Annotated in this window: 12 protein-coding genes and 1 tRNA gene; 6 read left to right on the top strand and 7 right to left on the bottom strand. The window is 70.6% G+C overall.

All coding sequences use genetic code 11. From position 1 onward, the window contains the following. The first annotated feature begins 129 nt into the window (after window positions 1-129). Window positions 130-2,859, top strand: a complete 2,730-nt coding sequence (gene ppc / locus BMY61_RS01090; protein WP_042442437.1) for a phosphoenolpyruvate carboxylase — start codon at window positions 130-132, stop codon at window positions 2,857-2,859. A gap of 166 nt (window positions 2,860-3,025) precedes the next feature. After that, the gene (locus tag BMY61_RS01085; RefSeq protein WP_042442111.1) at window positions 3,026-4,837 is read left to right on the top strand and encodes a hypothetical protein; all 1,812 of its coding nucleotides are present in this window, start codon (window positions 3,026-3,028) and stop codon (window positions 4,835-4,837) included. Between the two features lie 28 nt (window positions 4,838-4,865). Here the strand turns inward: BMY61_RS01085 and pth are convergent, their stop codons facing one another. The 5 genes from pth to BMY61_RS01060 form a co-directional block, all read right to left on the bottom strand. Beyond that, complete coding sequence (gene pth / locus BMY61_RS01080; RefSeq protein WP_042442110.1) at window positions 4,866-5,438, bottom strand: aminoacyl-tRNA hydrolase; 573 nt, start codon at window positions 5,436-5,438, stop codon at window positions 4,866-4,868. A gap of 105 nt (window positions 5,439-5,543) precedes the next feature. Continuing rightward, window positions 5,544-6,140 (bottom strand): 50S ribosomal protein L25/general stress protein Ctc, encoded by a 597-nt coding sequence (locus tag BMY61_RS01075; RefSeq protein ID WP_042442109.1) that lies wholly within the window; start codon window positions 6,138-6,140, stop codon window positions 5,544-5,546. Window positions 6,141-6,325: 185 nt separating this feature from the next. Beyond that, window positions 6,326-7,309, bottom strand: a complete 984-nt coding sequence (locus BMY61_RS01070; protein ID WP_042442108.1) for a ribose-phosphate diphosphokinase — start codon at window positions 7,307-7,309, stop codon at window positions 6,326-6,328. A gap of 163 nt (window positions 7,310-7,472) precedes the next feature. Next, complete coding sequence (gene glmU, locus BMY61_RS01065; protein WP_042442107.1) at window positions 7,473-8,918, bottom strand: bifunctional UDP-N-acetylglucosamine diphosphorylase/glucosamine-1-phosphate N-acetyltransferase GlmU; 1,446 nt, start codon at window positions 8,916-8,918, stop codon at window positions 7,473-7,475. Window positions 8,919-9,068: 150 nt separating this feature from the next. Further along, window positions 9,069-9,139 (bottom strand) — tRNA-Gln (locus BMY61_RS01060). Between the two features lie 199 nt (window positions 9,140-9,338). Between BMY61_RS01060 and BMY61_RS01055 the strand changes: the two genes are divergently transcribed. Both BMY61_RS01055 and BMY61_RS01050 read left to right on the top strand, forming a co-directional pair. Next, a complete protein-coding gene (locus BMY61_RS01055) occupies window positions 9,339-10,355 on the top strand; it encodes an acyl-CoA desaturase (protein WP_143094117.1) in 1,017 nt (338 codons plus the stop codon). Between the two features lie 239 nt (window positions 10,356-10,594). Continuing rightward, window positions 10,595-11,197 (top strand): TetR/AcrR family transcriptional regulator, encoded by a 603-nt coding sequence (locus BMY61_RS01050; protein ID WP_143094136.1) that lies wholly within the window; start codon window positions 10,595-10,597, stop codon window positions 11,195-11,197. 1 nt (window position 11,198) lies between these two features. Here the strand turns inward: BMY61_RS01050 and BMY61_RS01045 are convergent, their stop codons facing one another. Both BMY61_RS01045 and BMY61_RS01040 read right to left on the bottom strand, forming a co-directional pair. Then, window positions 11,199-11,570: a VOC family protein gene (locus tag BMY61_RS01045; protein ID WP_042442104.1), complete on the bottom strand. Its 372-nt coding sequence runs from the start codon at window positions 11,568-11,570 to the stop codon at window positions 11,199-11,201. Between the two features lie 19 nt (window positions 11,571-11,589). Next, a complete protein-coding gene (locus tag BMY61_RS01040; protein ID WP_042442103.1) occupies window positions 11,590-12,363 on the bottom strand; it encodes a methyltransferase domain-containing protein in 774 nt (257 codons plus the stop codon). Window positions 12,364-12,468: 105 nt separating this feature from the next. On the opposite strand from BMY61_RS01040, the gene BMY61_RS01035 reads away from it, so the two are divergent. Together BMY61_RS01035 and BMY61_RS01030 are read left to right on the top strand one after the other, a co-directional pair. After that, window positions 12,469-12,966, top strand: coding sequence for a MarR family winged helix-turn-helix transcriptional regulator (locus tag BMY61_RS01035; RefSeq protein ID WP_042442101.1), 498 nt, complete (start codon window positions 12,469-12,471; stop codon window positions 12,964-12,966). A gap of 182 nt (window positions 12,967-13,148) precedes the next feature. Beyond that, entirely contained in the window at window positions 13,149-14,060 is a 912-nt protein-coding gene (locus BMY61_RS01030) for an SGNH/GDSL hydrolase family protein (RefSeq protein ID WP_042442100.1), read from the top strand. Window positions 14,061-14,101: the final 41 nt, after the last annotated feature.

Here is a 14,101-nt window from a genome sequence, read left to right as displayed (position 1 = left end):
GAGCACGACGCAGGCAACTGCTACTCGAGCGGACAGCGTGGTCCGCACACGCCCTTGTCCGTTCCCCCCACCCCGCAAGGGAGCACCAGCGTGAGCGACGACCGCGAGGCCACCGTCCCCGCCTCGGACATCCCCGCCCCCGCCCCGGACAACAGCGCGCTGCGCGCCGACATCCGCCGGCTCGGAGACCTGCTCGGCGAGACCCTGGTCCGCCAGGAGGGCCAGGAGCTGCTCGACCTCGTCGAGGAGGTCCGCGCGCTGACGCGCAGTGACGGCGCGGCCGCGGCCCGGCTGTTGGAGGAGACCGATCTGGCCACCGCCGCCAAGCTGGTACGGGCCTTCTCCACCTACTTCCACCTGGCGAACGTCGCGGAGCAGGTGCACCGCGGCCGCGAGCTGAACGCCAACCGCGACAGCAACGGGAGTCTCCTCTCCCGCACCGTCGACAAGCTCGTCGACGCGGATCCGCAGCACCTGGCCGTGACGCTGCAGCACCTCAACGTCCGCCCGGTCTTCACCGCGCACCCCACCGAGGCCGCGCGCCGCAGCGTGCTGCAGAAGCTGCGCCGGATCGCCGAACTGCTGGACACCACCGACACGCCCTCCCGTCCGACCGGCCGCCGCCAGGCCGACCGGCGTCTGGCCGAGGTCATCGACCTGCTGTGGCAGACCGACGAGCTGCGCATCGCCCGCCCCGAGCCGTCCGACGAGGCACGCAACGCCGTCTACTACCTGGACGAGCTCTACAAGCGCGCGGTCCCGGACGTGCTGGAGGAGCTGTACGAGGAGCTGGCCCGGGTCGGCGTCAAGCTGCCCGAGGGGGTCCGCCCGCTGACGTTCGGCACCTGGATCGGCGGCGACCGCGACGGCAACCCGAACGTCACCCCCGAGGTGACCCTCGACGTGCTGGTCCTGCAGCACGAGTACGGCATCAACGACGCCCTCGACGTGATCGACGAGCTGCGCGGCGCCCTGTCCTCCTCGGTCCGGCTCTCCGGCGCCAGCGAGGAGCTGCTGCAGAGCCTCGCGGCCGACCTGGAGAACCTCCCGGAGATCAGCCCGCGCTACAAGCGGATGAACGCCGAGGAGCCCTACCGCCTCAAGGCCACCTGCATCCGGCAGAAGCTGCTCGGCACCAAGGAGCGCCTGGCCCACAACACCCCGCACGTGCCCGGCCGCGACTACCTCGGCACTGGCGATCTGCTGGCGGACCTGGAGGTCATCCAGACCTCCCTGCGCGCCCACAAGGGCGGCCTGATCGCGGACGGCCGGATGAACCGGGCGATCCGCACCATCGCCGCGTTCGGCCTCCAGCTGGCCACGATGGACGTGCGCGAGCACGCCGACGCCCACCACCACGCGCTCGGCCAGCTCTTCGACCGGCTCGGCGAGGAGGCCTGGCGCTACACCGACATGCCGCGCGAGTACCGGCAGCGGCTGCTGGCGAAGGAGCTCCGCTCCCGCCGTCCGCTGGCCCCGATCCCGGCCCCGCTGGACGCCGCCGGCGCGAAGACGCTCGGGGTCTTCGCGACGGTGCGCGACGCGTTCGAGCGGTTCGGCCCGGAGATCGTGGAGAGCTACATCATCTCCATGTGCCAGGGCGCGGACGACGTGTTCGCGGCCGCGGTCCTGGCCCGCGAGGCCGGCCTCATCGACCTGCACGCCGGCGTCGCCCGGATCGGCATCGTGCCGCTGCTGGAGACCACCGACGAGCTGCGGGCCGCCGACACCATCCTCGACGAGATGCTGCGCGACCCCTCCTACCGCCGCCTGGTCGCGCTGCGCGGCGACGTCCAGGAGGTCATGCTTGGCTACTCCGACTCCTCCAAGTTCGGCGGCATCACCACCTCGCAGTGGGAGATCCACCGCGCCCAGCGCCGCCTGCGCGACGTCGCGCACCGCTACGGCGTCCGGCTGCGGCTCTTCCACGGCCGCGGCGGCACCGTCGGCCGCGGCGGCGGCCCCTCGCACGAGGCGATCCTGGCGCAGCCGTGGGGCACGCTGGAGGGCGAGATCAAGGTGACGGAGCAGGGCGAGGTGATCTCGGACAAGTACCTGATCCCGTCGCTGGCCCGGGAGAACCTGGAGCTGACGGTCTCCGCGACGCTGGAGGCCTCCGCCATGCACACCTCCCCGCGCCAGTCGGAGGAGGCGCTGGCCCGCTGGGACGCGACCATGGACACCGTCTCCGACGGCGCGCACGCGGCCTACCGCCGCCTGGTCGAGGACCCGGACCTGCCGGCGTACTTCTTCGCCGCCACCCCGGTCGACCAGCTGGCCTCCCTGCACCTGGGCTCCCGCCCGTCCCGCCGCCCGGACTCGGGCGCGGGCCTGGACGGCCTGCGTGCGATCCCGTGGGTCTTCGGCTGGACGCAGACCCGCCAGATCGTCCCCGGCTGGTACGGCGTCGGCTCCGGCCTCGCCTCCGCCCGCGAGGCGGGCCTCGGCGAGATCCTCGACGAGATGCACGGCCAGTGGCACTTCTTCCGCAACTTCCTCTCCAACGTCACCATGACGCTGGCCAAGACGGACCTGCGGATCGCCCGCCACTACGTCGAGCAGCTGGTCCCGAAGGAACTGCGGCACGTCTTCGACCTCATCGAGGCCGAGCACGAACTGACGGTCAAGGAGGTGCTCCGGGTCACCGGGGAAACCGAACTCCTGCAGCACCAGCCGGTACTGCAGCAGACCTTCGCGATCCGCGACGCCTACCTCGACCCGATCTCCTACCTCCAGGTCGCGCTGCTGCGCCGCCAGCGTGAGGACGCCGCCAACCACATCTCCGAGGACCCGCTGCGCTCGCGCGCCCTGCTCCTCACCGTCAACGGCGTGGCGGCCGGTCTGCGCAACACGGGCTGACAACTGGCCAGATAACGATTCGTGCAGCAACTGCGGTCGGTTTCCGGAGCAATCCGGACACCGGCCGCAGTCGGTTTTGCGCCATCGCACTAGGCTCACGCGCGCACTGCTCATGTTCGGCACAGCCGGCGCACATGAGCCACGTTTCTTCCAGGGGGATCTCAGCGTGAGGCCACGTTCCGCCATTCCCACCGCCGCGGCCACCGCGCTGCTGGCGGCCCTCCTCTCCGTTCCCGCCCAGGCCACCGCCGACCCCTCGCCGAGCCCGAGCGGGAGCCCGAGCCCGAGCGGGAGCGCGAGCCCGAGCGGGAGCGCGATCCCGGGCGCGACGGACAGCCCGTCACCCACGCCCACGCCCTCCGGTCCACCGGTCCTCACCGTGGCCACGCCCGGACTGCCCTTCGCGGGTGACGCCATGGGCGGCACCGACCGGAAGCTCTCCGTCATCGCCTGGGACGTCAACGCCCAGGGCGGCGAGGACATCGGTGCCGTCACCTCGGTGACCCTCCACCTCCGGCTCCAGGGTTCCCCCGCGGACGCCCCCGACGACCTGGTCGTGCCGGGGCTCACCCGCTACTACGCCGGGTCCGCGACGTGGGACACGCCGGGCCCGGTGACCATGCCCCGACTGGGCACCTACGACATCACGGCCGAGGTGACCGACGCCGCGGGTCGCACCGCGCTGATCCCCGACGTCGGCACGTACACGGACGCGGCAGTCGTCACGGTGACGTCCCTGGCGGCGAGCCCGGCCACGGTCGACTACGACCACCGCTCCGTGGCCGTCACCGGACACGTGACGATCACCGATCCCGACACGGGCGGCACACTCGCGCCCGACAAGCTCTCGTTCTCGGTCGGGTGCAGCTACGCCCTGATCGAGGGTGGCGACGCCGTCCCGGACGCCAACGGCGATTTCACCACCACGGTAACGGTCGACAGCGGACCGACGCTCGCCCTGACGGGCGGTTACGTCCGCAGCGGCGGCAGTACGCCGTACCGGATCCAGAGCTCGGCCACGAGCAACACCGTGAGCATCGCTCAGGAGAAGACGCGGATCCGACTGCTGGAGCCGCAGCAGTACTACGTGAAGTCCGGTCCGGTCGCGCTCAGCGGTGTGGTCGAACGGCAGGTCGGGAACACGTGGTTGCCGGTTCCCGATCTGGCGGTGACCTACCAGGTCGACGGCCAGTACACCGTGTTCACAGGTCAGGACGGCGTGTTCCACGCCACGGTGCCGTACTTCGGCAGCTACCAGTTCACGACCGGCGGGGACACCGACCGCTTCGGGCGGAGCGGCGTCTACCTGAGCGGCAGCACCTCACCCGCGGTGTACGTCCACATCCCGATCGCCACCAACTTCAGTTGGCTGTCCTACGACGAGGACCCGTACGGGGAGGCGGACATCAGCGCCACGCTGTCCGCGCAGGGTGGACCGGGCATCCCCGACAACAAACTGAGCGTCGCCGTCCAGTACTCGTCGGACAACAAGAACTGGCACTTCGTCGGCTGGACCCGGCTCGGACGCCCGGGCGTCCCCAGCAACACGGTCCACTTCTACGCGACCTACAACGGCACGGCCAACGGGTACTGGCGCCTCTACTTCCCCGGGACACCGGACCTCGCGCCCGCACTGAGCCCGTCGATGCACATGTCGATGACCTCGACCCGCATCACCGGCGGAACGCCCGGCAGCCGCCATCCGTACCGGAACCAGTACCTCGGTTTCTCCGGAACGCTGCAGCAGTACCGTTCCGGGGCCTGGCGGCCGTTCGGCTCGGCCCCGGTCCAACTGCTCTTCCGTCCGACCGGCAGCAAGACCTGGTACGAGATGAGCACCGCCAGGACCGACCGCTACGGTCACTACCGGATCGGCGCACATGATCCGCGCAGTGGCACCTGGATGGTGACCTACCTCGTCTCGGACGGGAGCCACCTCTACGCCGTCGGACCGCAGACCTGGGTCGGGCTCGGGTAACCCCGCCCGCCCAGGGCCTGGGCGGGCGTCAGCCGTTGTACGTCGACTGCGCCCGCTCCAGGCCCTCCTGCATCAGCGCCTCCACGGCGTCAGCGCAGCGGTCCACGAACCAGGGGAGCTCCTTGCGCTCGGTGGAGGAGAAGTCGCGCAGCACGAAGTCGGCGACCTCCATCCGGCCCGGCGGGCGACCGATGCCGGCGCGCACGCGGAGGTACTCCGGACCGAGGGACTTGGTGATCGACTTGAGCCCGTTGTGGCCGTTGTCGCCGCCGCCGCGCTTGAGGCGCAGGGTGGCGTAGTCGATGTCGAGCTCGTCGTGGATGACGATCAGTCGGTCGGCGCCGGACTTGTAGAAGTCGCGCAGCGCGACGACGGGGCCGCCGGAGAGGTTCATGAAGGACATCGGCTTGGCCAGGACGACGCGCTCGCCCGCCAGTCGGCCCTCCAGGACCTGGGCCCGGCTCTTGTGCGCCTTGAACTTGCCGCCCACCCGCTCGGCCAGCAGGTCGGCCACCATGAAACCGATGTTGTGGCGGTTGCCCTCGTACTGCCCGCCCGGGTTGCCAAGGCCGACCACCAGCCAGGGGCCCTGCTCGCTCATTTCCTGCGACTCCTGTCGTGAAGCACCGGGTGAAGCGGGACTGCCCCGGCCGTCACAGCGGACGGTCGGGGCAGTCGCACGACGTGCTGAGGGATCCGGGACGGATCAGGCCTCGGTGGCCTCGGCCTCGGCGGCCTCCTCGGTCTCCTCCGCCGGGGCCTCGGCCTGGGCGCCGATGACCTGCAGGACGACCGCGTCCTCGTCGACGGCCAGGGAGGCGCCGGAGGGGAGGGTGATGTCCTTGGCGTGGATGGAGGCGCCGGCCTCCAGGCCCTCGATGGAGACCGTGACGGCCTCGGGCAGGTGGGTGGCCTCGGCCTCGATCGGCAGGGCGTTCAGGACGTGCTCGAGCAGGTTGCCGCCGGGGGCCAGCTCGCCCTCGGTGTGGACCGGGACCTCGACGGTGACCTTCTCGCCACGCTTGACCAGGATCAGGTCGACGTGCTCGATGGTGCGCTTGATGGCCTCACGCTGGACGGCCTTCGGCAGCACGAACTCCTGCTTGCCGTCGATCGGCAGGGAGATCAGCGCGTTCGGGGTCTTCAGCGCCAGCATCAGGTCGTGGCCCGGCAGGTTCAGGTGGACCGGGGCGTGGCCGTGGCCGTAGACGACGGCGGGGACCAGGCCGGCACGACGGGCGCGACGGGCGGCACCCTTGCCGAACTCGTTGCGGGGCTCAGCGGCAAGGCGGATCTCGGACATGGAAGCGCTCCTTGTCTCGTAATGAACGGGTGAGCGCTCGGCGGCCATCTCACACGTCTTGGAACAAGAAGCGCGTCGATAACGGAACCGGTTCGTACCTGGGCACGAAAAGGCTCCCTCGCCGGGCAGGTACCCAGAGTACCCAAGCCCGCCGAGGGAGCCAAAACGATCAATCAGACGAGCGATCAGGCGCGCTCGTCGAAGAGGCTGGTGACCGAGCCGTCGTCGAAGACCTCGCGGATCGCGCGGGCGATCAGCGGGGCGATGGAGAGCGTGGTGACCTTGTCGATCTCCTTGGACAGCTCGCCCGGGGTCGGCAGCGTGTCGGTGAAGACGAACTCGCTGGCCCGCGAGTTCTTCAGGCGGTCCGCGGCCGGGCCGGACAGGACACCGTGCGTGGCGGCGACGATGACGTCCTCCGCACCCTGCTCGAACAGCGCGTCCGCGGCGGCGACGATCGTGCCGCCGGTGTCGATCATGTCGTCGACCAGGACGCAGACGCGGCCCTTGACGTCACCGACGACCTCGGCGGACATGACCTTGTTGGCCACGTTCGGGTCACGGCGCTTGTGGATGATCGCCAGCGGCGCGCCCAGGCGGTCGGACCACTGGTCGGCCACGCGCACGCGGCCGGCGTCCGGGGAGACGACGGTGAGCTTGTTGCGGTCGACCTTGGAGCCCACGTAGTCGGCCAGGAGCGGCAGCGCGAAGAGGTGGTCGACCGGACCGTCGAAGAAGCCCTGGATCTGCGCGGTGTGCAGGTCCACGGAGATCAGCCGGTCGGCGCCCGCCGTCTTCAGCAGGTCCGCTATCAGGCGGGCGGAGATGGGCTCTCGGCCGAGGTGCTTCTTGTCCTGACGTGCGTAGCCGTAGAACGGCATGATCACGGTGATGGTCTTGACCGACGCGCGCTTGAGCGCGTCGATCATGATCAGCTGCTCCATGATCCACTGGTTGATCGGAGCGGTGTGACTCTGCAGCACGAAGGCGTGCGCGCCACGGACCGACTCCTGGTAGCGGATGTAGATCTCACCGTTGGCGAAGTCCAGTGCCTTGGTGGGGACCAACTCGACACCCAGTTGCTCGGCCACCTCGCTCGCGAGCGCCGGGTGTGCACGGCCGGAGAAGAGCATCAACTTCCGTGAGCCCGAGGACTTGATCCCGGTCACTGCAACCGTCTCCTTGTTGCTTTGTACACCCAGGTAGCTTGCACATCCGCAGGCGGACACTGGCCTGGCGCGGCCCTTAGGTGTGTGGATGTCCACCAGGTTACGCGTCCGTGGAGGTCCACGTCGCGCCCGGGTCACCTGAGGGAGTGGTCGAAGCAGCCCCTCAGGCCTCTTCCGCCGCTGCCTTCGCAGCCGCTGCGGCCTGCGCCGACGCGGTTCCGGGGCGCTTGCGCTCGACCCAGCCCTCGATGTTGCGCTGCTGCGGACGTGTGACGCCCAACGCACCCGCGGGCACGTCCTGGTAGATCACCGAGCCGGCCGCCGTGTAGGCCCCGTCCCCGACCGTCACAGGGGCGACGAACATGTTGTCAGAGCCGGTGCGGCAGTGCGCCCCGATGGTGGTGCGGTGCTTGTTGACGCCGTCGTAGTTGACGAAGACGGAGGCCGCGCCGATGTTCGTGCCCTCGCCGATGGTCGCGTCGCCGACGTAGCTGAGGTGCGGCACCTTGGCACCGTCGCCGACCACGGCGTTCTTCATCTCGACGTACGTGCCGGCCTTGGCCTTGGCACCGAGCACCGTGCCGGGGCGCAGGTAGGCGTAGGGGCCGACGTTCGCGCCGGCGCCGATCACCGCCCGCTCCGCTGTGGCATTGATCACAACCGCGCCGGCGCCGATCTCGGTGTCGCGCAGCGTGCAGTTCGGACCGACCTCGGCCCCCTCGCCGACGCTGGTCGCGCCGTGCAGCTGGGTGTTCGGGTGGATCACCGCGTCGCGCTCGTAGCCCACCTGTACGTCCAGCCAGGTGGTGGCCGGGTCGACGACGGTGACGCCGGCGCGCATGGCGGCATCCAGCAGACGGTCGTTCATGATCCGGCGGGCCTCGGCGAGCTGCACCCGGTCGTTGATGCCGAGGATGTCGCGGTAGTCGGCGGCGACGACGGCGCCGACCCGGTGGCCCGCCTCGCGCAGGATGCCGAGGACGTCGGTCAGGTACTCCTCGCCCTGGCTGTTGTCGGTGCGCACCTCGGCGAGGCCCTGGGCCAGCAACTTGCCGTCGAAGGCGAAGACGCCCGAGTTGATCTCGCGCACCGCACGCTGCTCGTCGCTCGCGTCCTTGTGCTCGACGATGGCCTGCACCGCGTTGTCCGCGCCGCGGATGATCCGGCCGTAGCCGGTCGCGTCCGGGACCTCGGCGGTCAGCACGGTGACGGCGTTGCCGTCCTGCGCGTGGGCCGCGACGAGCGCCTGCAGGGTGGCACCGGTGAGCAGCGGGGTGTCACCGGTGGTGACCACGACGGTGCCGTCCAGCGCGATGCCCTCGGCGCCCAGCGCCTCCAGCGCGACACGGACCGCGTTGCCGGTGCCCTTCTGCTCCTCCTGGACGACGGCGCGCACACCGGGGTCGACCTCGGCCAGGTGGGCGGTGACCTTGTCCCGCATGTGGCCGACGACGACGACAAGCTGCTCCGGAGCAAGCTCCCGCCCGGCCGCGACGGCGTGCCCGACGAGGGTGCGTCCGCACAGCGGGTGCAGCACCTTGGGCAGGACGGCCGACTTCATCCGGGTGCCCTCGCCGGCGGCGAGAACGATCACGGCGGTGGGAGTCATGGGACGCAGGCTCCTCTGCAGGGGGGCTGGCTCTGACCAAAGAGCGGGGAGGGTCCGCCGGACCCGCCACGCACCCCGTGAGGGGAGCCGCACAGGCGCGCCCGAACACAGTGAGGATAGCCGCGCCTCATGGCAGCGCCTGTTCGAGAGCTCCCGGAGAAGGAATCGAACCCTCATTCGGGGAACCAAAATCCCCTGTCCTGCCATTAGACGATCCGGGATGGACCGCCGCCCCCCGGAAGGCCCCGGTGAACGTGCGCCCCCAACTATGCCGTAACAGCGCCCGTCTGTGCGACGACACAGATTCACCCGCTCGCCACGTCAGCAGGGGGTGGACTTCCGTCGCCACGGGCACTGAACCTACGATGCCGTAAGTTACGGTTCCGTAGGTAGGCGAGCCGAGGGACGTCCATGACCACCATGCCCAGCACAGAGACCGACCTCCGCCGGATCCCCGGCCAGTCGGCCACCCCCGATCCGGTGCCCGACGGCACCCGCGGCGGCGAAACGGCGAGCCTGCTGCAACGGATCGCCATCGGGGTGTTCATCGTGGTGCCCTTTGCCGCGCTGGTCGCGGCCGTTCCGCTGGCCTGGGGCCGCGGCATCGGCTGGCACGACGTCGTGATCGCGACGGTGATGTACTTCCTCACCTGCCACGGCATCACCGTCGGCTACCACCGGCTGTTCACGCACAGCTCGTTCAGGCCGAAGCGCCCGCTCCGGCTCGCCCTCGCCGTGGCCGGCAGCCTCGCCGTCGAGGGGCCGATCGTGCGGTGGGTCGCCGACCATCGCAAGCACCACAAGTTCTCCGACCGCGAGGGCGACCCGCACTCCCCCTGGCGCTACGGCGAGACCGTGCCCGCGCTGCTGCGCGGCCTGTGGTGGGCGCACATGGGCTGGCTCTTCGACGAGGAGCAGACGCCGCAGCAGCAGTACGCACCGGATCTGGTCAAGGACCGGGCGATCCACTGGATCTCTCGCCAGTTCTTCCTCTTCACCCTGGTGTCGGTGCTGCTGCCGCCGCTGGTGGGCGGCCTGTGGTCGTGGTCCTGGCAGGGCGCGGTGACCGCCTTCTTCTGGGGCTCGCTGGTCCGCATCGCCCTGCTGCACCACGTCACCTGGTCGATCAACTCGATCTGCCACGCGGTCGGCTCCCGTCCGTTCCGCTCGCGCGACCGCAGCGGCAACGTCTGGTGGCTGGCGATCCTGTCCTGCGGCGAGTCCTGGCACAACCTGCACCACGCCGACCCGACCTCCGCCCGCCACGGCGTACTGCGCGGCCAGCTCGACTCCTCGGCCCGGCTGATCCGCTGGTTCGAGCAGCTGGGGTGGGCCACGGACGTCCGCTGGCCGTCCGCCGACCGGCTGGAGATGAAGCGTCGCCGGCCCGGGACCGAGCCCGGGGGCAAGGCAGAGGTAACCGCCGCCGCGAGCTGAAGGGCGCGCCGACGCTATGGCGACGGAGGCCGAGCGAGGCGGAGAGGATGTGCGGCTCCGCCACGTGGGCGCAGGCCTGAGGAGCCAAAGAGTCGGGCCAAGAGCGCCCGGAGGCGAGGGGTGGAGGAGCGGCGCGGCATGATGGACCTGTGAACGAGACGAGTGGCGACAAGGACGCGGGGGGCGACGCGCCCTCGTCCAAGCGGGGGGCGTCGGCACGTCGGGGCACGCGCGTGCGGATGAGCGGCAAGGAACGCCGCGAGCAGCTGTTGGACATCGGCCGGAGCCTGTTCGCCGAGCGCGGCTACGACGCGACCTCGGTCGAGGAGATCGCGGCCAAGGCCGGCGTCTCCAAGCCCGTCGTCTACGAGCACTTCGGCGGCAAGGAGGGGCTGTACGCGGTCGTCGTCGACCGCGAGATGCAGCTGCTGCTCGACATGGTCACCGGGTCGCTCACCGGCGGCCACCCGCGCGAACTGTGCGAGGAGGCGGCGTTCGCGCTGCTCGACTACATCGAGACCTCCACGGACGGCTTCCGCATCCTGACCCGGGACTCGCCGGTGACCCAGTCGACCGGCACCTTCGCCTCGCTGATCGGCGACATCGCCAACCAGGTCGAGGACATCCTCGGCCTGGAGTTCAAGTCGCGCGGCTACGACCCCAAGCTCGCGCCGATGTACGCGCAGATGCTGGTCGGCATGGTCGCGCTGACCGGGCAATGGTGGCTGGACGTCCGCAAGCCCAGGAAGGCCGAGGTCGTCGCCCACCTGGTGAACCTGGCCTGGCACGGCCTGGAGGGCATGGAGCGGCGGCCGCAGCTGGTCGGCCGCCGCAAGCAGTGAGTCAGACGCCCCGCGGTTCCAGGAACTCGATGCGGTTCCCGACCGGGTCGAAGGAGTAGAAGCGGTCGTGGCCCGGCAGGTTGTCGTCCCAGACGACCTCCGCACCCTCGGCCGCGAGCTGCTCGGCGTAGGCGTGGATGCCGCGGATCCGCAGCGCCGGGTGGGCCTTCTTCGCCGGGGTGAACGGGTCCTCGATGCCGACGTGCACCTGCACCGCGCCGTCCGCCGTGGCGAACCAGCAGCCGCCGCGGGCCGCGAGCACCGGCGGCTTGGGGATCTCGGTCAGGCCGAGGACGTCGACGTAGTACGCGCGCAGCGTGGGCTCGCTCCCGACAGGGGCGGCGAGCTGGACGTGGTCGAGCGCGACGATCATGTGGTTCTCCTTCAGGGCTTCAGTGCTTGATCGCGACGGCGAAGACGCGGCGGTAGGGCAGGACCGTTCCGAAGTCGCGGCGGGGATAGGCGCTGTCCAACAGCTCGGCGTACTCGGCGAGGAACGCGGCGCGCTCGTCCGGGTCCGGGAGCGCGTCGAGGGCCGGGCGCAGGCCGGTGCCGCGCATCCAGTCCAGTACCGGCTGCTCACCCTGGAGCACCTGGTGATAGGTGGTCTCCCAGACGTCCACGGTGCAGCCGAGCCCGGCGAGCGCCGCCAGGTACTCCGCCGGCGCGGGCACATCGGCCCGATGCGGGCCGCCGACCCGCTCGCGCCAGCGCACGGAGTTGCGCAGCTCGGTGAGCAGGGTGTGCGAGGGCTCGGCGAAGTTCGCCGGCACCTGGAAGGCCAGGACACCGCCGGCGGGCAGGGCCTCCATCCAGCGCGGGAAGAGCGCCAGGTGGCCCGGGACCCACTGGAGTGCCGCGTTGGAGAGGATGAGGTCGGGGGCGTCCGGCGTGGGGTCGTATGCGGCGATGTCGCCGAGGCGGTACTCGACACCCGCCGTCTCCCGTCGGGCCTGCTCGATCATCTCCGGCGAGCTGTCCAGCCCCACGACGCGACTGCCGGGCCACCGGTCGAGCAGCGTCGCCGTGGTGTTGCCCGGCCCGCAGCCGAGGTCGACCACGCTGCGCGTGGTCCCGGGGACGCGGTCCACGAGCTCGTGGAAGGGCCTGCTGCGCAGGTCGGCGTGGCGGAGGTACTGCTGCGGGTCCCACGAGACGGCGCCCATCACGGCCTCCAAGTATCTTGATGTCGAGACACTTTCAGCGTGCCGTCGTAAATTCTTGATGTCAAGAGACTTCATGTCGATAGATATCCGACTACACTGATCAGCATGGAGGACGAGGTCGATCGGCTGGTCGCAGCGTGGCGCCGGGAGCGCCCCGACCTCGACGTGGAGCCGCTCGAGGTACTGAGCCGGGTCGGCCGACTCTCCCGCCACCTCGACATCGCCCGCCGCTCCGCCTTCGCCGAGCATGCGCTGGAACCCTGGGAGTTCGACGTGCTGACCGCCCTGCGGCGGGCCGGCGCGCCCTACCAGCTCTCCCCCGGACAGCTGCTGACGCAGACCCTGGTCACCTCCGGCACCATGACGAACCGGATCGACCGCCTGGCCGGCAAGGGCCTGGTCCAGCGACTGCCCGACCCAGACGACCGCCGTGGCGTGCTCGTCCGGCTGACCCGGGCCGGGCAGGAACGCGCGGACGCGGCCCTCTCGGGGCTGCTCGACCACGAGCGTGCCATCCTCGCGGAGCTCTCGCCCGCCCAGCGCGGTGACCTGGCCGCACTGCTGCGACAGCTCGTCGCCCCCTTCGACAACCTGGCGGACTGACCACCGCACCCCGTCGGAGCGACCTCGCCGGACCGGCCCCGGTGGACCGACCCCGGCGGGGCGCCGCGCCGTCACGCTCCGTTCCCCTGCTGCACACCTCTTGTCAGCGGTTACCAGCCGGTTGTCTACTCCCTTCCCGGGAGTCCGCGACGGTGCGGGTTCCAGGAGGGGGAGACCATCCGATGACCGCACTGCCGCGGCTCGCGCGCGTCCTGGCCGCAGCCGCCTGTTCCACCCTGCTCGCCGCCGGCCTGGCCGGCCCGGCGTTCGCCGCCGATCAGCCCGGCGGAACCGCGCAGGCAGCCCAGCCGGCGCACCACGACAGCCCGGAGTACTACGTCTCGCTCGGCGACTCGCTCGCCGCCGGCTACCAGCCGAACGTCGGCCACAACACCGACGTCTCCTACACCGACCAGCTCTACGCACAGCTGAAGAAGCACGACCCCGACCTGGTCCACATCAAGCTCGGCTGCTCGGGCGAGACGACGCAGACCATGATCAACGGCGGCATCTGCAGCTATCCCGGCGCCACGTCGCAGCTGGACGCCGCAGTCAAGTTCCTGCGGGCCCACCGCGGCCACGTCAGTTACGTGACCCTCGACATCGGCGCCAACGACGTCGACGGCTGCCTGAAGTCCGGTTCCGTCGACGTGACGTGCGCCCTCAAGGGCATCGCCACGGTCGCGGCGCAGGTCCCACGGATCACCACCGCGCTGCACCGGGCGGGCGGCAGCCACCCCCGCTACGCGGCGATGAACTACTACGACCCGTTCCTGGCGGTCTGGCTCACCGGCCCGGCCGGGCAGCAGGCGGCGAAGGAGTCGGCGCAGCTGGGCGTGGCGCTGAACGGGGCCATCGAGCTCGGCCTGAAGGCGGGCAGGTTCAGGCTCGCGGACGTCTCCACGGCGTTCTCGACCCAGGACTTCACCGACCAGGCCACCCTGCCGGGCGTCGGCCAGGTTCCGCTGAACGTGGCACGAATCTGCACCTGGACCTGGATGTGCACGCCCTACGAGGACATCCACGCCAACCCGACCGGTCACGCGGTGATCGCCGGGGTGTTCCTGGACCTGTTCCGGCACCACCGCCGCTGAGCGGAACCGGGCGCATCGGGATCGCCCGACCGCACCAGCTG

It is taken from the genome of Streptacidiphilus jiangxiensis (assembly GCF_900109465.1).
In the GTDB taxonomy this organism is placed as follows: Bacteria; Actinomycetota; Actinomycetes; order Streptomycetales; family Streptomycetaceae; genus Streptacidiphilus; species Streptacidiphilus jiangxiensis.
The sequence above is the reverse complement of the archived record's forward strand: the minus strand, read 5'-3'. Positions and strand labels throughout refer to the sequence as shown.

What these genes read in the sequence shown, in the direction of transcription:
- pth (WP_042442110.1), bottom strand. Translation starts at nt 5,438, where the DNA reads ATGAGCGAGCAGGGCCCCTGGCTGGTGGTCGGCCTTGGCAACCCGGGC.
- BMY61_RS01075 (WP_042442109.1), bottom strand. Translation starts at nt 6,140, where the DNA reads ATGTCCGAGATCCGCCTTGCCGCTGAGCCCCGCAACGAGTTCGGCAAG.
- glmU (WP_042442107.1), bottom strand. Translation starts at nt 8,918, where the DNA reads ATGACTCCCACCGCCGTGATCGTTCTCGCCGCCGGCGAGGGCACCCGG.
- BMY61_RS01055 (WP_143094117.1), top strand. Translation starts at nt 9,339, where the DNA reads ATGCCCAGCACAGAGACCGACCTCCGCCGGATCCCCGGCCAGTCGGCC.
- BMY61_RS01050 (WP_143094136.1), top strand. Translation starts at nt 10,595, where the DNA reads ATGAGCGGCAAGGAACGCCGCGAGCAGCTGTTGGACATCGGCCGGAGC.
- BMY61_RS01045 (WP_042442104.1), bottom strand. Translation starts at nt 11,570, where the DNA reads ATGATCGTCGCGCTCGACCACGTCCAGCTCGCCGCCCCTGTCGGGAGC.
- BMY61_RS01040 (WP_042442103.1), bottom strand. Translation starts at nt 12,363, where the DNA reads ATGGGCGCCGTCTCGTGGGACCCGCAGCAGTACCTCCGCCACGCCGAC.
- BMY61_RS01035 (WP_042442101.1), top strand. Translation starts at nt 12,469, where the DNA reads ATGGAGGACGAGGTCGATCGGCTGGTCGCAGCGTGGCGCCGGGAGCGC.
- BMY61_RS01030 (WP_042442100.1), top strand. Translation starts at nt 13,149, where the DNA reads ATGACCGCACTGCCGCGGCTCGCGCGCGTCCTGGCCGCAGCCGCCTGT.